Source organism: Streptomyces changchenzhani (assembly GCF_039766235.1).
In the GTDB taxonomy this organism is placed as follows: domain Bacteria; phylum Actinomycetota; class Actinomycetes; order Streptomycetales; family Streptomycetaceae; genus Streptomyces.
Map to the genome: position 1 here is coordinate 471,723 of NZ_JBDHNH010000002.1, position 19,832 is coordinate 491,554.

At 70.0% G+C, this 19,832-nt stretch carries 23 protein-coding genes and 1 pseudogene; 12 read left to right on the forward strand and 12 right to left on the reverse strand.

Annotated features, from left to right (window positions below):
- Positions 1 to 31 precede the first annotated feature (31 nt).
- Positions 32 to 262, reverse strand: coding sequence for a hypothetical protein (locus tag ABCR94_RS10330; protein ID WP_347118906.1), 231 nt, complete (start codon positions 260 to 262; stop codon positions 32 to 34).
- 92 nt (positions 263 to 354) lie between these two features.
- On the opposite strand from ABCR94_RS10330, the gene ABCR94_RS10335 reads away from it, so the two are divergent.
- The gene (locus tag ABCR94_RS10335) at positions 355 to 1,323 is read left to right on the forward strand and encodes a helix-turn-helix domain-containing protein (RefSeq protein ID WP_347118907.1); all 969 of its coding nucleotides are present in this window, start codon (positions 355 to 357) and stop codon (positions 1,321 to 1,323) included.
- Positions 1,324 to 1,359: 36 nt separating this feature from the next.
- Here the strand turns inward: ABCR94_RS10335 and def are convergent, their stop codons facing one another.
- From def to ABCR94_RS10380, 9 genes are all read right to left on the reverse strand, one after another.
- Positions 1,360 to 1,989, reverse strand: a complete 630-nt coding sequence (gene def, locus ABCR94_RS10340; protein ID WP_347118908.1) for a peptide deformylase — start codon at positions 1,987 to 1,989, stop codon at positions 1,360 to 1,362.
- A gap of 99 nt (positions 1,990 to 2,088) precedes the next feature.
- Positions 2,089 to 3,069, reverse strand: coding sequence for a tetratricopeptide repeat protein (locus tag ABCR94_RS10345; protein WP_347118909.1), 981 nt, complete (start codon positions 3,067 to 3,069; stop codon positions 2,089 to 2,091).
- A 106-nt stretch (positions 3,070 to 3,175) separates the two neighbouring features.
- Positions 3,176 to 4,444 carry an HD-GYP domain-containing protein gene (locus ABCR94_RS10350; protein WP_347118910.1) on the reverse strand — a complete coding sequence of 423 codons (1,269 nt, stop codon included), beginning with the start codon at positions 4,442 to 4,444 and terminating at the stop codon, positions 3,176 to 3,178.
- Between the two features lie 68 nt (positions 4,445 to 4,512).
- Positions 4,513 to 6,030, reverse strand: a complete 1,518-nt coding sequence (locus tag ABCR94_RS10355; RefSeq protein ID WP_347118911.1) for an HD-GYP domain-containing protein — start codon at positions 6,028 to 6,030, stop codon at positions 4,513 to 4,515.
- A gap of 203 nt (positions 6,031 to 6,233) precedes the next feature.
- Positions 6,234 to 6,557, reverse strand: coding sequence for a mycothiol system anti-sigma-R factor (gene rsrA, locus ABCR94_RS10360; protein ID WP_347118912.1), 324 nt, complete (start codon positions 6,555 to 6,557; stop codon positions 6,234 to 6,236).
- Positions 6,554 to 7,225 carry a sigma-70 family RNA polymerase sigma factor gene (locus ABCR94_RS10365; protein ID WP_347119142.1) on the reverse strand — a complete coding sequence of 224 codons (672 nt, stop codon included), beginning with the start codon at positions 7,223 to 7,225 and terminating at the stop codon, positions 6,554 to 6,556. Before ABCR94_RS10365 ends, rsrA begins: the two co-directional genes overlap by 4 nt.
- Positions 7,226 to 7,456: 231 nt before the next feature.
- A complete protein-coding gene (locus ABCR94_RS10370) occupies positions 7,457 to 8,095 on the reverse strand; it encodes an alpha/beta hydrolase family protein (protein ID WP_347118913.1) in 639 nt (212 codons plus the stop codon).
- Positions 8,096 to 8,140: 45 nt separating this feature from the next.
- Entirely contained in the window at positions 8,141 to 8,956 is an 816-nt protein-coding gene (locus ABCR94_RS10375) for an SOS response-associated peptidase (RefSeq protein ID WP_347118914.1), read from the reverse strand.
- Between the two features lie 93 nt (positions 8,957 to 9,049).
- Positions 9,050 to 9,460 carry an ATP-binding protein gene (locus tag ABCR94_RS10380; RefSeq protein ID WP_347118915.1) on the reverse strand — a complete coding sequence of 137 codons (411 nt, stop codon included), beginning with the start codon at positions 9,458 to 9,460 and terminating at the stop codon, positions 9,050 to 9,052.
- A gap of 242 nt (positions 9,461 to 9,702) precedes the next feature.
- Here ABCR94_RS10380 and ABCR94_RS10385 point away from each other — a divergent pair.
- From ABCR94_RS10385 to ABCR94_RS10425, 9 genes and pseudogenes are all read left to right on the forward strand, one after another.
- Positions 9,703 to 9,891 (forward strand): annotated as a pseudogene (locus ABCR94_RS10385) (helix-turn-helix domain-containing protein); the annotation flags it as partial.
- 45 nt (positions 9,892 to 9,936) lie between these two features.
- On the forward strand, positions 9,937 to 10,584 hold the full coding sequence (locus ABCR94_RS10390; RefSeq protein ID WP_347119143.1) for a DUF5753 domain-containing protein: 648 nt from the start codon (positions 9,937 to 9,939) through the stop codon (positions 10,582 to 10,584).
- Between the two features lie 11 nt (positions 10,585 to 10,595).
- Positions 10,596 to 10,802, forward strand: coding sequence for a DUF397 domain-containing protein (locus ABCR94_RS10395; protein ID WP_347118916.1), 207 nt, complete (start codon positions 10,596 to 10,598; stop codon positions 10,800 to 10,802).
- Positions 10,803 to 10,925: 123 nt separating this feature from the next.
- Positions 10,926 to 11,180, forward strand: a complete 255-nt coding sequence (locus tag ABCR94_RS10400; RefSeq protein ID WP_347118917.1) for a hypothetical protein — start codon at positions 10,926 to 10,928, stop codon at positions 11,178 to 11,180.
- 368 nt (positions 11,181 to 11,548) lie between these two features.
- Positions 11,549 to 12,097: a hypothetical protein gene (locus ABCR94_RS10405; protein WP_347118918.1), complete on the forward strand. Its 549-nt coding sequence runs from the start codon at positions 11,549 to 11,551 to the stop codon at positions 12,095 to 12,097.
- A gap of 230 nt (positions 12,098 to 12,327) precedes the next feature.
- Entirely contained in the window at positions 12,328 to 13,041 is a 714-nt protein-coding gene (locus tag ABCR94_RS10410; RefSeq protein WP_347118919.1) for a M50 family metallopeptidase, read from the forward strand.
- A gap of 95 nt (positions 13,042 to 13,136) precedes the next feature.
- A complete protein-coding gene (gene aroA, locus ABCR94_RS10415; RefSeq protein WP_347118920.1) occupies positions 13,137 to 14,453 on the forward strand; it encodes a 3-phosphoshikimate 1-carboxyvinyltransferase in 1,317 nt (438 codons plus the stop codon).
- A 4-nt stretch (positions 14,454 to 14,457) separates the two neighbouring features.
- Complete coding sequence (gene rsgA, locus ABCR94_RS10420; protein ID WP_347118921.1) at positions 14,458 to 15,468, forward strand: ribosome small subunit-dependent GTPase A; 1,011 nt, start codon at positions 14,458 to 14,460, stop codon at positions 15,466 to 15,468.
- A gap of 108 nt (positions 15,469 to 15,576) precedes the next feature.
- A complete protein-coding gene (locus ABCR94_RS10425) occupies positions 15,577 to 15,900 on the forward strand; it encodes a DMT family transporter (RefSeq protein WP_347118922.1) in 324 nt (107 codons plus the stop codon).
- On the opposite strand, the gene ABCR94_RS10430 is transcribed toward ABCR94_RS10425, so the two are convergent.
- Entirely contained in the window at positions 15,866 to 16,594 is a 729-nt protein-coding gene (locus ABCR94_RS10430; protein ID WP_347118923.1) for a TetR/AcrR family transcriptional regulator, read from the reverse strand. The genes ABCR94_RS10425 and ABCR94_RS10430 overlap by 35 nt on opposite strands.
- A 167-nt stretch (positions 16,595 to 16,761) precedes the next feature.
- Between ABCR94_RS10430 and hisN the strand changes: the two genes are divergently transcribed.
- Together hisN and ABCR94_RS10440 are read left to right on the forward strand one after the other, a co-directional pair.
- On the forward strand, positions 16,762 to 17,556 hold the full coding sequence (gene hisN / locus ABCR94_RS10435; RefSeq protein ID WP_347118924.1) for a histidinol-phosphatase: 795 nt from the start codon (positions 16,762 to 16,764) through the stop codon (positions 17,554 to 17,556).
- A 225-nt stretch (positions 17,557 to 17,781) separates the two neighbouring features.
- Positions 17,782 to 18,186, forward strand: coding sequence for a CBS domain-containing protein (locus ABCR94_RS10440; protein ID WP_347118925.1), 405 nt, complete (start codon positions 17,782 to 17,784; stop codon positions 18,184 to 18,186).
- 116 nt (positions 18,187 to 18,302) lie between these two features.
- Here ABCR94_RS10440 and ABCR94_RS10445 read toward each other — a convergent pair whose 3' ends face one another.
- The gene (locus ABCR94_RS10445) at positions 18,303 to 19,772 is read right to left on the reverse strand and encodes a catalase (RefSeq protein WP_347118926.1); all 1,470 of its coding nucleotides are present in this window, start codon (positions 19,770 to 19,772) and stop codon (positions 18,303 to 18,305) included.
- Positions 19,773 to 19,832: the final 60 nt, after the last annotated feature.

Below are 19,832 nucleotides of genomic sequence, written 5' to 3' on the forward strand. Positions count from 1 at the left end.
CGGGGGCAGCCCTGTGTGCGTTTCACGCCCGTCACTCGGCGTTGCGAGCGGCGGCGCCTCCCGCCAGCTCCCAGTCGGCCCGCGACCGGGAGGCGGAGCCGGGAACGGTCCGCAGGTCCGTCGGCGCCGGAGCGCCGGCGGGGCGTTCCGCCTGCCGGAGCTGACGGTCGATGCGGCGCTCCCTCGCATGGCCGATGAAGGACGGAAGGGTCAGGAGCACGAAGATTGCGAGGACCACGAGGTAGTTCACGACTGTTTCCATGCCTCCACTCTGGCCCTCCCTGCGAAGAAATGTCAGTGGCAGGACTGCCATGGAACCTCGCATTACTGCCACGACGGGTGCACACTGGAAGCATGCTGAAAAACGTGGCCGTGGCGCTGATCGACGGAGTCAATCCGTTCGAGCTCGGCGTGGTGTGCGAGGTCTTCGGGATCGACCGGAGCGATCAAGGGCTGCCGGTCTACGATTTCGCGGTGTGCGCCGTGCAGCCGGGACCGCTGCCCACCCGGGCCGGCGCCTTCACCATCTCCGTGCCGTACGGCCTCGACCGGCTGGAGAGCGCCGACCTCATCGCCATCCCGGCCGACCAGCACTGCGAGGCCCGCGTCTACCCCGAGCCCCTGCTCGACGCGCTGCGCCGGGCCGTCGACCGGGGGGCGCGGGTGCTCAGCGTGTGCTCGGGAGCGTTCGTGCTCGGGGCGGCAGGGCTGCTGGACGGGCGCCGCTGCACCACCCACTGGCGGCACACCGACGAGCTGGCCCGGCGCCATCCACTGGCCCGGGTCGAGCCCGATGTGCTGTACATCGACGACGGGCCCATCATCACCTCGGCCGGCACCGCCGCGGGCATCGACGCCTGCCTGCATCTCGTACGCCAGGAGCACGGCCCCGAGATCGCCAACACCATCGCCCGCCGCATGGTGGTGCCGCCGCACCGCGACGGCGGGCAGGCGCAGTACATCGAGCGTCCGCTGACGCACGCGCGGTGCGACACGGTGGGTGACGTGCTGGCCTGGATGGAGCGGAACCTGGACGTGGAGATGACCGTCGAGCAGCTGGCCGAGCGCGCCCACATGTCGCCGAGGACCTTTGCGCGGCGCTTCCTCCAGGAGACCGGGACCACGCCGTACCGCTGGCTGCTGCGCCAACGGGTGCTGCGGGCCCAGGAGTTGCTGGAGGCCACGGACGACACGGTGGACGCCGTCGCGGGCCGCACGGGCTTCGGCAACGCCGCCGCGCTGCGCCACCAGTTCATGCGTTCACTGGGCACGACCCCGAACGCGTACCGGCGTACCTTCCGGGGGCCGATGCGGGCCGCCTGAGCCCCTTGCGTACGCCTTCGTCGGTCATGTCACCCGTCAGGCGTTCTCGACGATCGGGTAGCGCGCCGTGCCCTCTTCCATCTGCCGCAGTGCGTCCTTGCGGTCCCGCTTCGAGAGCCGGTCGATGTACAGGTAGCCGTACAGGTGGTCCGTCTCGTGCTGGAGGCAGCGGGCGAAGTAGCCGGTGCCGCGCACCTTGATCGCGTTGCCCTTGGCGTCCCGGCCGTGCACCACCGCGTAGTCGGGGCGGGCCAGCTCGGCGTACGCCGTCGGGACGGACAGGCAGCCCTCGTTGGCCTCTTCGAGCCGGCGCTGATCCTGCGGGAGCTCTTCGAGGACCGGATTGACGACCACACCGACGTGACGCTCGCCTTCGTCGTCCGGGCAGTCGTAGACGAAGACCTTGAGGTCGACACCGATCTGGTTCGCGGCCAGGCCGACGCCCTCGGCCGCCCGCTGGCTGGCGAACATGTCGTCGATCAGCGCGGCGAGCTTGTCGTCGAACTCGGTGACGTCCTTGCACTCCTTGTGGAGGACCGGGTGCCCGACGACGGTGATGGGGCGGGCGGTGCCGCGCTCGCGGTACGCCTCCTCGCGCTCGGCCGTCTCTTCGGTGTCCACGACGAACCCGTCGTCGACCTGCTGGTCCGTCTCCTGCTGCGACATGTCCGCCGTACGCCTTCCTCAAAACCCACAAAAAACCGAAAAACCCGCATCCGAATCCGCATACCAGAATCCGCTGCGCGTACAGCCTAAGGCCAGCCGTCAGCAGACCTCTTCGAGGTCCCGCCACTCACGGCTGTCGGGGCTGTCCGCGACCCACCCGTCGAGCAGCCCGCGGACCAGCCCGTCCGGCGCCGCCAGACCGCACTCGCGCTCCGGCAACCACAGCTCGCCCGACGTGCGGTGACCGAGCGGCCCGGGGTGACCCGGCTCGCTGTGGTCGTGCGGGTCCAGGTGCTCGCCGTCGCCCTCGTCGCTGGGCATCTGCGATTCGGAGCAGGCTCGGCACAACAGCCGTACGGACGAGGACCAGTCCTCGGCGGCGAACCCCGCGTCGGCCGCCAGCCTCTCCAGCGCGTCCCGGTCCGCCTCGGTGGCGGCCTCCAGGAGAACCACCCAGGTGGGGACGGGTGAGGGGGCCCACAGCTCGATCTCGTCGAAGACGGGGAAGGACGGGCCCGCGGAGGTGACGCGCGAGCCGTGCGGTACGCCGTCGTGCAGGACGACCTCGCCCCAGCGCCGCCCGGACGAAGGCAGCGGGATCGACAGCACCTCGATGCGCGCCGGGTCGAGCCTGCGTCCCCACACCACTTCGGCCTCGCCCTCGGGTGAGAGCCGGACCGCGGCGCTGCCGAGCTCCATACCCACGGGCTCGCCGCTCTCGGTGGGCTCACCGGGCACCTTCAGCCCGTACGCCTGCCAGGCGCGGCGGGCGAGCGGCCAGTCCTGCAGGGCGGTGGCCGCGATCCCGACGTTCCACCAGTCGGGGGCGCCGGTCTCCCGGTCGAGGAGGGCGACGGCGCGCAGTCCGGCCGACCGCGCCTGCTCCCAGTCGTGCCGGAACTTGTGCAGCAGTGCCAGGTTGAACCATGACTCGGACAGCCAGGGTTCGAGGTCCGCCGCGCGCGTCAGCAGCGCCCCCGCGTCCTCGTACCGACCGTCGCCGATCAGCGTGAACGCGCGGTCGGTGGCCTGCCGCCACGAAGCGGAGGGTCGATGCCGTACCTTCCCGAAGATCCTCACGATTCCCGCCTGCCGGTCGCTGAAGGCCCGTGCCCCCGGACACCCATTTCTTGCTCTTCTTCGCATCCAACCATGCCCTGTCGGAGGGCCGCTCATTACCCATGGGTTACCCAGGTGACGACGGGGTCAGACCGCCGCGGGACAGGACACGCGCAAGGGATTCCACGACCTCGCTCTGGTAGTCGTGGCCGGTACCGAGCCGAAGGTGCTCCAGGGCGCTCAGCCTGCCGCCGAGGCGGCTGCCGCTCTCACCCGGCCCGCTTTCCCCCGACAGATCGTCGTACGCGTTGACGGCGCGGACGATCCGGGCGGAAAGCGGCTGCTCCCGGTACGGGTCGGCCTGCCGCTCCACCACCACGGCGACCTCGGCCCGCACCCCGGTCTGGCGTACGACGGCCCCGCCGAGGAGGGCGATCCTGCGCTGCTCGGCGGGCGGCAGGCAGGCGGTGGCCCCGGCGGGGACCGGGTCGAGGAGCGAGAGCTGGCCGATGTCGTGCATCAGGGCCGCGTACTCAAGGACGGTCAGCTCGGGCTCGGACAGGCCGAGCTCGCGGCCGACCGCGCGGCTGAGCTGGGCGACCCGGTGGGCATGGCCCGGTGGGGTGTATCCGGCGATCTCGGTGGCACGGGCCAGCGAGGTGATGGTCTGGCGGTACGTCGTACGCACCTCGGCGTAGCGCCGGAAGGACAGCTGGGTGAGCAGCAGCGGTACGCAGAAGACGGGCAGCGCCCACAGCCCGGCCACGGCGACGGCGAGCGCCATCACGGCGCCGGTGGCACAGACGGCGGAGCCGATGCCGATCAGGGCGCGCAGCTCGTCGCGGAGCAGCGAGCCGTACGGATAGCCGGTGCGCGCGCGGGCCATGGTGGCGGCGAGCACGGCTTCGCACAGGGCGGTGAGAACGAGGACGAGCAGCAGGAAGAGGGCGAAGTACGGCCCGTGGCCGACCCAGCGCCCCAGCGTGCCGGAGTTGTAGAGCGGCTGGAAGCAGACCGCAGCGAAGGCGACGGTGAGGACGCGGCGGGCGACGTGGTCGAGGGTGGGCCCGTGGCCGCATGCGACGTGCGGTACGGCGCCTGCGAGGGCGGCCGCCACGACGACGGCGACGATCTGGAGGACGCCGTGGCTGGTGGCGTGCCCGGCGTTCTGCCCGAGCAGGGCGTAGGCGAGGGCTCCGGCGGAGCCGAGCGGCGCGGGGTCGCGTTCGCCGGGCAGCGGCGAGGGGCCTCGGCGGGCGCCCCAGCGGGCGAATTCGCCGACGGCGATGAGGACCCCGAAGGCGAGGGCGACGCCGGGCTGGGCGACGCCGTGCCAGAGGGTGTCGCCGAGGGCGCACAGGGTGAGCGCGATGGCTGCGGCGTACACAAGTCCCACGGCGAACGGTGGCTTCTGCTGCCTCGCGTGCCCCCGCTTCGCCACGCGCGCGCGTGGCGCGCCCCTGCTCACGCGCCGGACTCCGGGGGCGCGGGAGGACCGGGGGCGGCGACGGGGGCGGGTGCCTCGCCGGGCCCGCCCGCATGTGTCGCCGGGGCGCCGGGGCGCGGTGGCGGGACGTTTCCTCGGAGGTCGGGTGTGCGGGTCGCACCCGGCGTGCCGGGTGTCCCGGGGGCGTGGGGCGTCCCGGGGGCGCCGGTGGTGGTGGCCGGGTCGCGCTCGTCCGCCGTGACCGAGTGGTGCCAGCCGTGCCGGTCGAGCGCCCGGATCAGCGCGGCCACCATCTCGGGGTCGAACTGCGTCCCGGCGCACCGGCCGAGTTCCTCCACCGCCCTGCCGACCGGCCTGGCCCGTCGGTAGGAGCGGGTCGACGTCATCGCGTCGAAGGCGTCGGCGACGGCGACGACCCGGGCGAACTCGGGGATCTGGCGACCGCTGAGCCCGTACGGGTAACCGCTCCCGTCGAGCCGCTCGTGATGGTGCAGGATCGCGGACCGCGCCTCCCCGAGGAAGCCGATGCCGCGGACCATTTCGTGCCCGTACTCGGGGTGCAGTTCGATGATGCGGCGCTCCTGGGGGGTCAGCGGCCCGTCCTTGCGCAGGAGGCGGGTCGGGACGCCGAGCTTGCCGACGTCGTGCAGGATCCCGGCGAAGCGCAGGACCTCGACGCGTTCCTCGTCCATGGCCAGCTCACGGGCGATCATCACGGACGCCTGGCCGACCCGCTCACTGTGCCCGCGGGTGTACTCGTCCTTGATGTCCACGGCCTGCACGAGGGCGCGGATGGTGGCCTGGTGGGCGGCGCGCTCACGGTGGTACTGCGCGAAGACCCAGCAGGAGATGTACATGGGCAGCAGGACGAGAAGCGCGGCGAGCGGTCCGTACGGGCTGCGCCACAGGACGGCCATCATCAGCCCGGCGAGGCCCTGCACACAGTGCGGGGCCAGGGAGCGCAGCAGCAGGCCGCGCCAGGCGGTGCGTACGGGCAGGGGTTCGGCGGTGGCGAGGATGCCGCCGTCGAGGGCGGCCAGGGCCAGGCAGAAGACGAGGACGGCCGCGCCGGCGGGCAGCAGCGCGTACGGGAAATCGGGTGCGACGGCCCCGCCCGACCCGCTGTCGGCTCCGCCGAGCGAGGCCCGGCCGTCGAGGAGGGTGTAGACCTCGGCCGCGGCGCGGGCGGCAAGCGCGAGCTGGGCCGCCCGCCAGGCGCGACGCACGGCACGCGGTCCCTGCTCGACATGGCCGATGAGGGCGCCCGGCACGGCGACGAGCGCGGCGGCCGGGGGTGGCAGCAGCAGGACGGCGGCCAGCAGGACGGGGAAGAAGGAGCCCGCGCCGATCCGTACGGCGCCGCCGAGGAAGGGCCGACGGCCCAGCAGTTCACCCGCGGCGTACAGGGCGGAGAGCAGGGCGACGGCGGTCCACGGCGTACCGGCGTCGGGGCGCAACGCGGGGAGCGCACAGCAGGTGGCCGCGAGCAGCGCCCCCAGAATGTATGCGCGCGCCGCCGCTGAAAGGGCTCTCACCAGCCTCGCTCCTGTGTCCCGCAGCTCGACCCGCCGCGCCCGCCAATCCGTGCGTCAGGCTAGCGAGTTGAGGGGAGCTGGAGAGAATGAAGCAGCCGATTAGCACCATCGAGTGACAACCGGCCGACTTCTCGCCCCGAGAGGGGCCAGGAGGAGCTACAGGATGTCCGGGGGCGCCCGTCGGGCACCCCTGGGAGCGGGCCCTACGCCTCTTTGGCGATCGGCTGGTCCGCGGCGTTCGTGAGCGTCACGTCCTGCTCGGGCACCGCCTGCCCTGAGCGGATCAGATCGATCCGCCCCATGACCTTCGACCGCAGGTCGGACGGTACGTCGTCACTGCCGCAGCAGCGCTTCACCAGCTTCTTCACGGCCTGCTCCAGGCCGTACTTCTCCAGGCACGGGGAGCACTCCTCGAAGTGCACCTCGAACTTGGTGCAGTCGCTGTCGGGCATCTCGCGGTCGAGGAACTCGTAAAGATGGTCCAGGACCTCGGAGCAATCAGTCTCGTGCGGCTTTCCGCAGCTCATGACCCCGAGCCTTTCCGATCGCGCGACTCCCCGGCGCCCGCGGGGACCAGCCCGCGGTCACGCGCGTAGTCCTCAAGCATGCCGCGCAGTTGACGGCGGCCCCGGTGCAGCCGGGACATCACCGTACCGATGGGTGTTCCCATGATGTCCGCGATCTCCTTGTACGCAAAGCCCTCAACATCCGCGAGATAGACCGCGATGCGGAACTCCTCGGGGATCGCCTGCAGCGCGGACTTGACGTCCGAGTCGGGGAGGTGGTCGAGCGCCTGCGACTCCGCGGAACGCAGGCCCGTCGACATGTGCGACTCGGCGCGCGCGAGCTGCCAGTCCTCGATCTCCTCGGCGCCACTGCGCTGCGGCTCCCGCTGCTTCTTGCGGTACGTGTTGATGAAAGTGTTCGTCAGAATGCGGTAAAGCCACGCCTTCAGATTCGTACCTTCACGGAACTGGTGGAAGGACCCGTACGCCTTCGCGTACGTCTCCTGCACCAGGTCCTCTGCGTCGGCCGGATTACGTGTCATACGCAGGGCAGCCGAGTACATCTGGTCGAGGAAGCCCAGGGCGTCCCGCTCGAAGCGCGCGTTGCGCTCGGCGGTGCTCTCCTGCGCGCTGTCCTCTGCCGCCTGGCCGTCGTCGGTCCCTGTGTCGGTCCCAGTGACCGGACCCACCTCCTCCAACGCCGTGGTGAGCCCGAATGCGGACCCACTCGAATCGGAGGATAGACGACGATCCGTCCCGTCCGCCGCCCGACGAGGGACGGTCTTGGCCGCGGTCAGCACCGTCCACTCCAGGTCAGCGGCGTGCGAGCGGCTAGGGCAGATGGTCGAACCCATGCGACGGACTTCCTCTCCACATAAGTGCTGCGTATGTCGACGACCCGAACAACAGCGATCCCTGGTTCAACATTCCCGAAGCCCATCGATCCAGCTCCCCACACCGTCGGTCAGCACTTCCAGGGCCCGCTCCTGACCCCCCTCGGCCCTCTTCGGTACGGCAAATCCGTGATCCCCGTACGGCACCTCCAGGAGCCGGTGGTCCCCCTCCGGGAACTCGGCGGGCTTCCCGAAAGGATCGTTCCCGCCCTGTACGACCAACGTGGGTACCCCGGCGCCCAGGAGTTCGGCCGCCCGGGACTTCTCCGGCCTGCCCGGAGGGTGCAGCGGAAAGCTGAGCGCCAGCACGGCGCACGCCCCCAGCTCGCGCGCCGTCCGGCAAGCGACGCGCGCCCCCGCGCTGCGCCCGCCGGCGATCACCGGCAGCCCGGCCTTCGCCAGCGCCGGCCACAGTCCGCGCCACCCGGCGTCCAGGGTCTTGGGCGCGGGAGCGAGCCGCTTGCCTGCCACCCGCCAGGGCTGCTCGACTAGGGCCACGCTCACGCCGTGCGCGGGCAGCGCACCGGCCAGGGCGACCAGATCCCGGGCCTCGATCCCTCCCCCGGCACCGTGGCTGACGGCCAGCACGAGCCGCGCCTGCCGGGCGGCCACCCAGGTGATGCGGGCGTCGCCCGCGGGGGTCTGAACCAACTCACTAGCTGTCACCCCCACATCCTGCCGCGCGGGCCCCTCTCTCCCGTCCCGCGCCTCTCAGAACAACGTGCCGACTTCCGGCCCGGCCAGCTCGTCCAACAGCTCAGGACCGTTGTTCCGTACGTTGCTCACGGCCGTCCCCACCGGGTACGCCCGCATCAGCCCGCCCGGCGGCGGCGCCAGCAGCGCCCGTACGTCCTCCGCGTCCGTCCTGTCCGGGTCCAGCCACGCGTCCCACCGGTCCGGCAGCAGCATCAGCGGCATCCGGGGATGGATGTCGGCCAGCGACCCGGGCCCCTCGGCCGGCGCCACCGCCAGCGGTGAGGTCTCCGCCTCGGTGGTGATCACCGAGCAGGTCGCCCACCAGGCCTGCGGATGGTCGTCGGGCAGGGTCCGGTCGCGCCAGAACTCGTACAGCCCGGCCATGGCCATCACGGACCCGTCCGCAGGGGTCACGAAGTACGGCTGCTTCCGGGCCCGCTTCTTCTTCCCCTCCACCTCAAGCTCCCGCTCTCCCGCCCCCGTGACCCACTCGTAGTACCCATCAGCGGGAACGATGCAGCGCCGCGAGGCGAACGGCCGCCGGAACGACGGCTTCTCGTGCACCGTCTCGGCCCGCGCGTTGATCATCCGCGCGCCGCCCTCGGGCGACTTCGCCCACGACGGTACGAGCCCCCACTTCAGCTTCCGCAGCTGCCGCACGGGACGCTGGTCGTCCGCGTCCTTGACCGGGCGCTCCAGCACCACCTGAACCTCTTTGGTGGGAGCCACATTCCAGTCGGACGCGAGCGCCTCCGTGGGATCCCACCTCTCCACCCCGAAGAGCCCCACCAGATCCTCGGGCCCCCGACTGGCCGCAAACCGTCCACACATGCGTCCCATCCCTCCCGGACTGCTACTCCACTCCCCACCCATGCTGCCCGACCGGCCACACCAACGGCGAGCCACGGCCAATGGGCCGCACCATCACGGCCCGGCAATCTCACACCACACAAGCTTCCCGCCCGCCCCGAGCAACCCCTCACGCAGGCTGTAATGACCCCACCGGTCGGCCAGCTCATGCACGATCCACAGCCCGCGCCCGCTCTCACTGTCCGCACCGTCCCCCACTGCTTCGACAGGCCGGGGCGGCTCGGGGTTGGTGTCCCAGACAGTCAGCCGCAGTGTCTTGTGCGCCCACTTCACACGGAGGGAGGCGGGCCCGGTCGAGTGCTCATGGGCATTCGTCACAAGCTCCGACGCCAACAGCTCGGCGGTCATGAGCAGTTCGTCGAGCCCATGGGCTCTGAGCATCAGCCGCAGGGCACCACGCGCGACCCCGACGCCCAGCGGGTCGTGAGGGATCTGGATGCTGTACTCCCACTCGTCAACAGTCACACGAATCTCCATCCCAGTACGGGACTTCACGGCACGAAGCGAACGACGAGCGGTGGCAATGCCGCACTCCGGGCAGGCCGAAGAACGGTGCGCTTCCGACATCCCGAAGCTCGCTTGCGTGATGTACTCGACACTCACGGTAAGGAAGAAGGGGTTAGGATTGCAACCCATTCTCTCGAAAGAGTGGATGCCACTTCGCGCCAAAGACAGACTGGGCGCAACACCTAAGGGGAGAACCCGAGTTGGCCCTGCGAACGAGCGTCACCGAACGACAGCGCCGACTCGGCTCCGAGCTGCGCAGGTTGCGAGAGCACGCCAGCATCACTACCGCTACCGCATCCGCCACAGCCGGGATGAAAGCTCCCTTCCTGAGCCACATCGAGGCCGGTCGCACCGCCATCACCACCGAGCGACTGCACACTCTCTGCGGGCTCTACAGGTGCAATTCTGGCCCATACATCGCTTCCCTCGTCGCCATGTCCGAGTCCACCGGCAAGGGCTGGTGGACCTCCTATCGCGGACGCGTCACCAAGTGGGCGCTCAACCTGGCCGAGATGGAGGCCGGGGCAGCCTCTCTCCACTCTTACGAACCCCTCGTCATCCCAGGCCTCTTCCAGACCGAGGACTACGTCCGCACCATCTTCGATGCGGTGCAGCCGGTGCACGCCACCATCGAGGACGCCATCCGTTTTCGCTTGGACCGGCAGAAGATCCTCACCGGCGAGGACGCCCCGTCAGTACACGCGGTCATTCACGAGGCAGCGCTGCGTATGCACTTCGGAGGCCCCGACGTCATGCGCGCACAAGTGCTCCACCTCATCGAACTGGCGAAGCTACCCAACGTCGAGATCCAGATCTTCCCGTTCCGCGCCAGGACATACGCCGGTGTCAGCACCCCGTTCCTGCACGTCGCACCGCCCGTACCTGAACTCAGCACCGTCGTGCTGGAGCATCCGGCCGAGCCGATCTACCGTGAGTCCGAAGCGCACCTGACCCAATACCGCACACTCTTCGACCGTTTGAAGGGCTCCGCCCTACCGCCGATCGACCCGTCTGCGGCTCCCGAGACCCATGCAGCGAAGGATTCGCTGGCACTGGTCCAGCATCTGCTCTACGACCTTTAGAAAGGCCCAGCATGTACCAACTGACCTGGCAGAAATCCTCGTTCAGCGGCGACGAATCCGGCAACTGTCTCAACCTCGCGGTCGCCCCTGACGGAACGATCCGCCTCCGCGAGAGCGACAACCCGGCGGAGATCATCTCCACCAACCCCACACGCCTCAAGGGACTCATACGAGCCATCAAAGCCAACAAGCCCGGAGTCTCGGGCACCTTGAACTGACCACGCCCCGGCTTCAGCACCCAATGCGAACGCAAGGGTTCTCGGTGCCAGCGCCTGGAAGATCAAGAAGTAGCGAACGCATACCCGCGTGGGCTACTTCCAGGAATACTGAAAAGTATGGCGATGGCGACGATACGAGTGAGAACCGACATCCGTGACCGCCTGGCCCGGGTAGCTACTGAGGACCTGGGTGGCGTCACCTTGGACACGGCCCTCGAAGTGCTGCTCCTGCAACACCACAAGGCGCAGATCCTCGCGGCGTACGACCGCCTCAAGAACGACCCCGAAGCGTGGGCCGCGTACACCGCCGAACAGGACGAGTGGGACGGCACAGCCGGTGACGGGCTGACCGGCGACGTCTGGAAAAGCACGCAGTGAGCCGTAGATCCGCCCCGCGGCAGGTCCGGTTCGTCGACCTCGATCCGCTCACCGGGTCCGAGCAGGGCTGAAGGCGCCCCATGGTGGTCGTCTCCCCGCCACCGTGCGCCGCTCAGCAGTTCCTCCCCAATAGGGCAGTTTCGTCGCCCAGGCAAGGGAGTTCGCTCTGGTGAAACGACACGTACGACAGATAGCGTCGAGTCACCTGAGACAACTTTCGCCCCACCGGGAGTCAACCGTGAACCGCCGCTCTTTGCCCGTTGCTGTCGCACTCACAGCAACCGCTGCCCTACTCCTCACGGCATCGCGAGCAGTATCCGTCTCTTCGACTTCGACGGTTCGACACTGCTCACTACCGGATCGGGCGAATGAGCGCGGCGGCGCCTCCCTCCGACTACCGGCTCCTTGTTCCCCGTGACTGGTTCCGCATCGACCTCACGCGGGAGCGCTGGCGTCACCAGCTGAAGACCTTCGTGGACCGGGAGTCCGCGGACAGCCACGTTACGACGGAGATCACACGAGGCATCTGGGCAACGCTGCGCAACACCGCCGAAAACGGCGTCGCACATGGGGCGTTGGAGTACTACCTCAAGACCGAATCCCCCGGTGACGCTGCCATGCCGGCCTCCTTGCTGGTCTCACTGGTGCCCGCCCCCCGCGGGCTGACGCCGCCGCCACAACAGTTCGCTCGGACGATGGCGCAGCGCAGCGGGCGGCAGGACACCGAGTTCGATGTCGTCGAACTGCCGGCGGGCGAGGCGGTCCGGGCCGTCACCGAAACCAACCTGGACTTTCATGTGCAGATGCCCGGCGACATGGGCTACCTGGTGCTCGCCTTCGCCACCCCCATGAGCAGCACGACAAGCCCGATGGGTGATCTGTGCGACGCCATTGCGCACTCCCTTCGATGGGTCTGACCCACGGTGGGTGAACGGTCGCCCGGAGACGATCACGCGGTGTATGACATCCGCCGCACACCTTCGCCCCCGGGAACGATGCGGCCCTCCCCCGCGTCTTAGCCAGCATCCGCACCGAGGTGCCAGACTGCCCCGATCGCCGAACCGGCCAAGGATGGCCGGCCGGCCCGGCCACTAAGACCGCCGTGCCCGCCAAGACCACCGCCAAGCCCCAAGGAGCCGCCCGCACCATGGACAGCACCCATCTCGGCGACCTGTGGGACCGCGTCTTCGGCACCCAGCCCGACCCCGACCAGTGGCTCGTGATCGTGACCGCCCTGGTCGCGCTCGTCACCGTCACTCCGCGCCCCCTCTGGCGGCTGACCCGCAACGCCGTCACCATCGCCCACGAGGGCGGTCACGGTCTGGTCGCTCTGCTCACCGGGCGCAGCCTCGACGGGATCCGGCTGCACTCGGACACTTCCGGGCTCACCGTCAGCCGCGGCAAGCCGACCGGCATCGGAATGATCCTCACCGCCGCCGCCGGCTACACCGCGCCGTCGCTGCTCGGCCTGGGCGGGGCCTGGCTGCTCGCCGCGAACCACATCACGCTCCTCCTGTGGGTCGCGACCGCCCTGCTCATCGCCATGCTGGTGATGATCCGCAACGCGTACGGCGCGCTCACCGTGATCGTCACGGGCGCCGCGTTCCTGCTGATCTCCTGGCTGACCACCCCGGAGGTGCAGGCGGCATTCGCGTACGCCTCGGTCTGGTTCCTGCTGCTCGGCGGCGTACGCCCCGCCTTCGAGCTCCAGTCCAAGCGCCGGCACGGCGGGGCCCCCGATTCGGATGCCGATCAGCTGTCGCGGCTGACGCACGTTCCGCCCATGATGTGGCTGTTCCTCTTCCACACCGTGTCGATCTGCGCGCTCCTCGGCGGCGGCCGCTGGCTTCTCGGCCTCTAGCGGGGTTCAGCGCCTCTAGCACTACCGGGTTACGCCCCGGTTTCCGCGTATTTGATCAAGATCTGGGTCCGCCGGAAGCCACTAAAGTAGGGGCCATGACCGAAAGCCCCGTGCACCCCGCCCTCTGGCCCGCCCCCCACACGAGCGTGGCCGTCGACGCGACCGTCACCGTGCCCGGCTCGAAATCGGTCACCAACCGTGGTCTGGTCCTGGCCGCCCTCGCCGCCGAGCCGGGCTGGCTGCGCCGCCCGCTGCGCTCGCGCGACACCCTGCTGATGGCGGATGCGCTGCGCGCGACCGGCGTCGGCATCGAGGAGGGCGTCGGCCCCGACGGCTCCGGCGAGGCATGGCGGGTCATCCCGGCGGGCCTGCACGGCCCGGCCACGATCGATGTCGGCAACGCCGGCACGGTGATGCGCTTCCTGCCCCCTGTCGCGGCGCTCGCCGACGGCCCCATCCACTTCGACGGCGACCCCCGGTCGTACGAGCGCCCCCTCGGCGCCGTCATCGAGGCGCTGCGCACCCTCGGTGCCCGCATCGACGACGACGGCCGCGGCGCGCTCCCGCTGACCGTGCACGGTGGCGGCGCGCTCGACGGTGGCCCGGTGTCCATCGACGCGTCCTCCTCCTCGCAGTTCGTCAGCGCGCTCCTTCTCTCCGCCCCGCGCTTCAACCAGGGCGTGGAGGTACGTCACACCGGCGCCACCCTCCCCTCCCTCCCGCACATCCTGATGACCGTCGACATGCTGCGCGCGGTCGGCGCCCAGGTGGACAGCCCGGAGTCCGGCGGCGAGCCGAACGTCTGGCGGGTCGCCCCCAGCGCCATGCTCGGCCGCGACCTCACCGTCGAGCCCGACCTCTCCAACGCCCAGCCGTTCCTCGCCGCCGCCCTGATCACCGGTGGCCGCGTGACCATCCCGGACTGGCCCGAGCACACCACCCAGCCGGGCGACGCGCTGCGCGAGATCTTCACCGCGATGGGTGGCTCGTACGAGCTGACCGAGCTGGGGCTGACCTTCACCGGCACCGGCACGGTCCGGGGCATCGACGTCGATCTGAGTGACGTCGGCGAGCTCACCCCTGGCATCGCGGCGGTCGCGGCCCTGGCCGAGTCCGAGTCCGTCCTGCGCGGAGTCGCGCATCTGCGGCTGCACGAGACCGACCGCCTCGCCGCCCTCACCAAGGAGATCAACGGGCTCGGCGGCGACGTCACCGAGACCAAGGACGGCCTGCGCATCAGGCCGCGCAAGCTGCACGGTGGGATCTTCCACACGTACCACGACCACCGGATGGCGACCGCAGGCGCGATCATCGGCCTCGCCGTGAAGGACGTACAGATCGAGAACGTCGGTACCACCGCCAAGACGCTGCCGGACTTTCCGCAGATGTGGACCGGAATGCTCGGGGCCTGAGGACATGCGCCGTTACGGGAAGAACCCCGATGAGGACGACATCCGGATCCGCCCCAACCGCAAGGGCAACCGGCCGCGCACACACACCCGCCCCGCGCACGAGGACGCCGTCGAGGGCTTCGTCCTGACGGTCGACCGGGGCCGCGTCACCTGCCTCGTCGAGGTCCGTACCGTCATCGCGATGAAGGCCCGCGAACTGGGCCGCAAGTCCGTGGTGGTCGGTGACCGCGTCGGCATCGTCGGCGACCTCACGGGCGACAAGGACACCCTGGCCCGCATCATCCGGGTCAAGCCGCGCGTCTCGGTGCTGCGCCGTACCGCCGACGACGACGATCCGTACGAGCGTGTCGTCGTCGCCAACGCCGATCAGCTGGCGATCGTCACCGCGCTCGCGGACCCCGAGCCGCGCCCGCGCATGATCGACCGCTGTCTGGTCGCGGCGTACGACGCCGGGCTCTCCCCCCTCCTGGTGCTGACCAAATCCGACCTGGCCTCCGCGGAGCAGCTGCTCGACACATACCGTCCGCTCGGCATCCCGTACCTGGTGACCAGCCGCGAGGAGCTGCAGAGCGGCGCCGCGACCGAGCTGGTGCGCAAGCATCTCGACGACCATGTCACGGCCTTCGTCGGGCACTCGGGTGTCGGAAAGACGACCCTGGTCAACGCGCTGGTGCCGGAGGAGCAGTGGCGTACGACCGGCCATGTCAACGCCGTCACCGGCCGCGGCCGGCACACCACCACTTCGGTGCTCGCGCTGCCCCTGTCGGGCGGCCACGGCTGGGTGATCGACACACCGGGTGTGCGTTCCTTCGGGCTGCACCATGTGGATCCGTCGCGCGTCATCCTCGCCTTCCCCGACCTGGAGCCAGGTACGGCCGACTGTCCGCGCGGGTGCACCCACGACGAGCCGGAGTGCGCGCTGGACCGGTGGGTGGCCGATGGCCACGCCGACCCGATCCGGCTCGACTCGCTGCGGCGGCTGCTCGCCACGCGGGAACGGCGGGAAGGCGACTGATCCAGGGGTGCCCGGCACGTTTGCCGCCCGCTGACGCTGGTAAGTGCATACTCGCACCAAGAGCGACGAAGCAGTCACCGATGCGGACCGATGCGGGAGGCACAGACCATGGCGTGGCTGCTGGTAGTGGTGGCAGGGCTCCTCGAAACGGGTTTCGCGGTGTGCCTCAAGCTCTCGCACGGCTTCACCAGACTCTGGCCGACGGTCGCCTTCGCCGCGTTCGCGCTGGGCAGTTTCGGTCTGCTCACGCTCGCGCTGCGGAAGCTCGATGTGGGACCCGCGTACGCCGTATGGACGGGCATCGGCGCGGCGGGCACCGCGATCTACGGCATGGTCTTCCTCGGTGACGTGGTCTCGACGCTCAAGCTCGTCTCGATCTCCCTGGTGGTCATCGGCGTCATCGGCCTGCAGCTCTCGGGCTCGTCCCACTGACCCCGGCGCCGCCGGCGAGGGCGGCCCCGATCAGCCGCCCGAGTTCCTCCCGGGAGCTTGCGGGCGCGACGACGTAGGAGAGTGCGAGCCGCACGGTCAGCTCACAGCGGTACGCGAGCTCCCCGGCCTCCTCCTTCGAAGCCCGCGAATCCTTCGGATCCCTCGGATCTCGCTCCCTCACAGTCCTCGAAGCCTGCGAATCCTTCGGGGCCGTACGCCCCCGCTCCAGCGCCGCCACCGTCTTGTCCCGCACCGCCGCGATCAGGTCGACGGGCGCGGGTGTGCCCGCGTCGGCGCGCCGCTGGGCGGGCACGGGTGACGGCGGTTGGCGGGTGCGCGCTCCGGCGGCCGGGTGGGGTGCGTGCAGCCGCTCGCCCCAGCAGCCGGTGAGGAGGGCGCGTACGAGCGGATTGGCGCGGGCCGCCCCCGCGGTCCACTCGGCGACGGCCAGCAGCCGGTCGCGGAGATCGCCCGGCCGCTCGGCCAGCGCCCGCTCCACGCCCGCCAGATACGCGTCGGCCTCCCGCAGCACCAGGGCGCGGGCCAGGCCGTCCTTGCTGCCGAACTCGTTGTAGAGGGTCTGCCGGGACACTCCGGCCGCGGAGGCGACATCAACCATGCGCACCCCGGACCAGGGCCGGTCGGCGAGCGCGGTGAAGGCCGCGTCCAGTAAGGCACCTCGTGCTGTGGGCATCGGATCGCCTCCCGGGTCGGGGTCCCGGGCCGTACGGATCGCACGGCTTGCTCCGGTGTCAGAGTTGACGCACCACCGGACACTGTCAAGAGCCCGCGCGGCGGGAGGACAAGGCTCGGCCACGGGACGCTGTGGTCCGCGCGGAGGGCGGTCGATACTGTTCGGTCATGCCCGACTATCACGATGATCTGCGCTTTGCCCATGTCCTCGCGGACGCCGCCGACGCCACGACGATGGCGCGTTTCAAGGCTCTGGATCTAAAGGTCGAGACCAAACCGGACATGACGCCGGTGACCGAGGCCGACAAGGCCGCCGAGGAGCTGATCCGCAGCCACCTCCACCGCGGCAGGCCGCGTGACGCGGTCCTCGGCGAGGAGTACGGGCTACAGGGCACCGGCCCGCGGCGCTGGGTCATCGACCCGATCGACGGCACCAAGAACTATGTGCGCGGGGTGCCGGTCTGGGCGACGCTGATCGCGCTCATGGAGGCGGGCGAGAACGGCTTCCAGCCCGTGATGGGTGTGGTGTCCGCGCCCGCTCTCGGCCGGCGCTGGTGGGCGGCGAAGGGCGGCGGCGCGTACACCGGTCGCAGTCTCACCTCCGCGACGCCATTGCATGTCTCCAAGGTCGACGAGATCGCGAGCGCGTCGTTCGCGTACTCCTCGCTCAGCGGCTGGGAGGAGCAGGGCCGGCTCGACGGCTTCCTGGATCTGACCCGTGACTGCTGGCGTACCCGCGGGTACGGCGACTTCTGGCCGTACATGATGGTCGCCGAGGGTGCGGTGGACATCTGCGCGGAGCCCGAGCTGTCGCTCTGGGACATGGCGGCGACGACGATCATCGTTCAGGAGGCCGGCGGGGTCTTCACCAGCCTCGACGGGGTGCCGGGACCGCACGGCGGCAACGCTGCGGCCTCCAACGGCCTACTGCATTCGGAGATGCTGGGCTACCTGCGCGGCTGATTCCAAGGCGGTACGGCAGCAGAAACGGGCGGTACGGCAGCGGTACGGCGGTGCCCCGTGGGCGGGGGGCCGCCGAAACCGGCGTACGGGAGCAACTTCCCGGCCGACGCGTCCTCCCGCGCCCCCTTGTTGACCCACCCTGCGGATGTCACTCTAGGAGTCCCCCCACTTGTGAACTTGTGAATCGCTTCTCGTAGGCCGTTCACCAAGGAGGTGGCTCCGTCCATGCTCGTCCGTGACGCCATGAGCACGATGGTCCTCACCATCGGCCCCGCCCACACACTCCGCCAGGCCGCCCGGCTGATGGCGGAGCGCCATGTCGGGGCGGCCGTCGTCTTCGACACCGACGCCGGCGGACTCGGCATCCTGACCGAACGCGACATCCTCATCGCGATCGGGGCCGGCCAGAACCCCGACTTCGAGACCGCAGGTACGCACACCACTACCGATGTCGTCTTCGCCGCGCCGTCCTGGACCCTCGAAGAGGCCGCGGAGGCCATGACGCACGGCGGCTTCCGCCACCTTGTCGTCCTCGACGGAAACGGCCCGGTCGGCGTTGTGTCCGTCCGCGACATCATCCGCTGCTGGTCACCGGCCCGCAGGCACCCGACAACCGCGCTGGCAGGCTGAGGCGACCGGACAACCCCGAAGCAACACGGCCACACGGCCGCACCCCCACCCACGACACAGGAGGGCCGGGCTCCCCTGGGGGAACCCGGCCCTCTGCCTACGACAAACGGTCCGAACTAGCCGCGCAGGGCCTGGACCGCGGTGTCCAGCCGCTTGCCGAAGTCACCGTCGGCCTGACGGAAGTTGTTGACCGCGCGCTCCGCGATGTCGTCGCGCGACACCTGGGAGATGAAGCCCGCGAGGTTGTCGATCAGACGGCCCTTCTCGTCCTCCGACAGCATCCGGTAGAGGTTGCCCGCCTGGACGAAGTCGTTGTCCTCGGCGTGGCTGGGAGCCTCGTGGTTGCCGGTGGTGCCGGTGACCGGGGCGGGCTGCCACATCGGCTTGTCCGTCTGGAACGGACCGCCGAAGCTGTTGGGCTCGTAGTTCTTGGAGCCCGCGTGGCGGCCGTCGTACAGGAAACCGTCACGGCTGTTGGTGCGCGCCTCGGTGGCGTGCGGACGGTTCACCGGCAGATGGTCGGCGTTGATGCCGACGCGGTAGCGGTGGGCGTCGCCGTACGCGAAGAGACGGCCCTGGAGCATCTTGTCCGGGGACGGGCCGATGCCCGGCACGAAGTGCGCGGGGCTGAAGATCGACTGCTCGACCTCGGCGAAGATGTTCTCCGGGTTGCGGTTGAGCTCCAGCTTGCCGATCTCGACCGGCGGGTAGTCCTCGTGCGGCCAGACCTTGGTCAGGTCGAACGGGTTGAAGCGGTACGACGCCGCGTCGGCCGCCGGCATGATCTGCACCTGCACCGTCCAGGACGGGAAGTCGCCGCGCTCGATCGACTCGCGCAGGTCGCGCTGGTGGCTGTCCGGGTCCGTGCCGGCGAGCCGGCCGGCGTCCTCGGAGGTGAGGTTCTTGATGCCCTGGTCGGTCTTGAAGTGGTACTTGACCCAGAAGACCTCGCCGGCCTCGTTGTTCCACTGGTACGTGTGCGAGCCGTACCCGTTCATGTGGCGCAGGGTCGCGGGGATGCCGCGGTCACCGAAGAGCCAGGTCACCTGGTGCGTCGACTCGGGCGACAGACCCCAGAAGTCCCAGACGTTGTCCGCCTCCTGCGAGCCGGTGTACGGGTCGCGCTTCTGGGTGTGGATGAAGTCGGGGAATTTGATGGCGTCCTTGATGAAGAACACCGGGGTGTTGTTGCCGACGAGGTCGTAGTTGCCCTCTTCGGTATAGAACTTCAGCGCGAAGCCGCGAGGGTCACGCACCGCGTCCGCCGAACCGAGGTTGCCCGCCACGGTCGAGAAGCGCAGGAAGGTCTCGGTCTGCTTGCCGACCTCGGCGAGGAAATTCGCACGCGTCCACTGCGAGACGTCGCGGGTCAGCGTGAAGGTGCCGTACGCACCGGCGCCGCGCGCGTGCACGATGCGCTCCGGGATGCGCTCGCGGTTGAAGTGCGCCAGCTTCTCCAGCAGCGCCTGGTCCTGAACCAGGACCGGACCGCCGGCGCCAGCGGTCTCACTGTTCTGGTTGTCGGCTACCGGCGCACCGGCCTCCGTCGTAAGCGGTCCCTGCGTCACGTGCGCCTCCTGCGTCATACCTGCAAGTCCTGTTCCCTTGGCGTTTGCCGATCTCGATCCTACGATGGACTCTGTCTA

Bases quoted from the DNA above. Each gene is read 5' to 3' on its own strand.
- ABCR94_RS10395 (WP_347118916.1), top strand. From the start codon at position 10,596: ATGTACCAACTGACCTGGCAGAAATCCTCGTTCAGCGGCGACGAATCC.
- ABCR94_RS10440 (WP_347118925.1), top strand. From the start codon at position 17,782: ATGCTCGTCCGTGACGCCATGAGCACGATGGTCCTCACCATCGGCCCC.
- rsgA (WP_347118921.1), top strand. From the start codon at position 14,458: ATGCGCCGTTACGGGAAGAACCCCGATGAGGACGACATCCGGATCCGC.
- def (WP_347118908.1), bottom strand. From the start codon at position 1,989: ATGTCGCAGCAGGAGACGGACCAGCAGGTCGACGACGGGTTCGTCGTG.
- ABCR94_RS10390 (WP_347119143.1), top strand. From the start codon at position 9,937: ATGTCCGAGTCCACCGGCAAGGGCTGGTGGACCTCCTATCGCGGACGC.
- aroA (WP_347118920.1), top strand. From the start codon at position 13,137: ATGACCGAAAGCCCCGTGCACCCCGCCCTCTGGCCCGCCCCCCACACG.
- ABCR94_RS10410 (WP_347118919.1), top strand. From the start codon at position 12,328: ATGGACAGCACCCATCTCGGCGACCTGTGGGACCGCGTCTTCGGCACC.
- hisN (WP_347118924.1), top strand. From the start codon at position 16,762: ATGCCCGACTATCACGATGATCTGCGCTTTGCCCATGTCCTCGCGGAC.
- ABCR94_RS10330 (WP_347118906.1), bottom strand. From the start codon at position 262: ATGGAAACAGTCGTGAACTACCTCGTGGTCCTCGCAATCTTCGTGCTC.
- ABCR94_RS10430 (WP_347118923.1), bottom strand. From the start codon at position 16,594: ATGCCCACAGCACGAGGTGCCTTACTGGACGCGGCCTTCACCGCGCTC.
- ABCR94_RS10375 (WP_347118914.1), bottom strand. From the start codon at position 8,956: ATGTGTGGACGGTTTGCGGCCAGTCGGGGGCCCGAGGATCTGGTGGGG.
- ABCR94_RS10425 (WP_347118922.1), top strand. From the start codon at position 15,577: ATGGCGTGGCTGCTGGTAGTGGTGGCAGGGCTCCTCGAAACGGGTTTC.
- ABCR94_RS10335 (WP_347118907.1), top strand. From the start codon at position 355: ATGCTGAAAAACGTGGCCGTGGCGCTGATCGACGGAGTCAATCCGTTC.
- ABCR94_RS10445 (WP_347118926.1), bottom strand. From the start codon at position 19,772: ATGACGCAGGAGGCGCACGTGACGCAGGGACCGCTTACGACGGAGGCC.
- rsrA (WP_347118912.1), bottom strand. From the start codon at position 6,557: ATGAGCTGCGGAAAGCCGCACGAGACTGATTGCTCCGAGGTCCTGGAC.
- ABCR94_RS10405 (WP_347118918.1), top strand. From the start codon at position 11,549: ATGAGCGCGGCGGCGCCTCCCTCCGACTACCGGCTCCTTGTTCCCCGT.
- ABCR94_RS10400 (WP_347118917.1), top strand. From the start codon at position 10,926: ATGGCGACGATACGAGTGAGAACCGACATCCGTGACCGCCTGGCCCGG.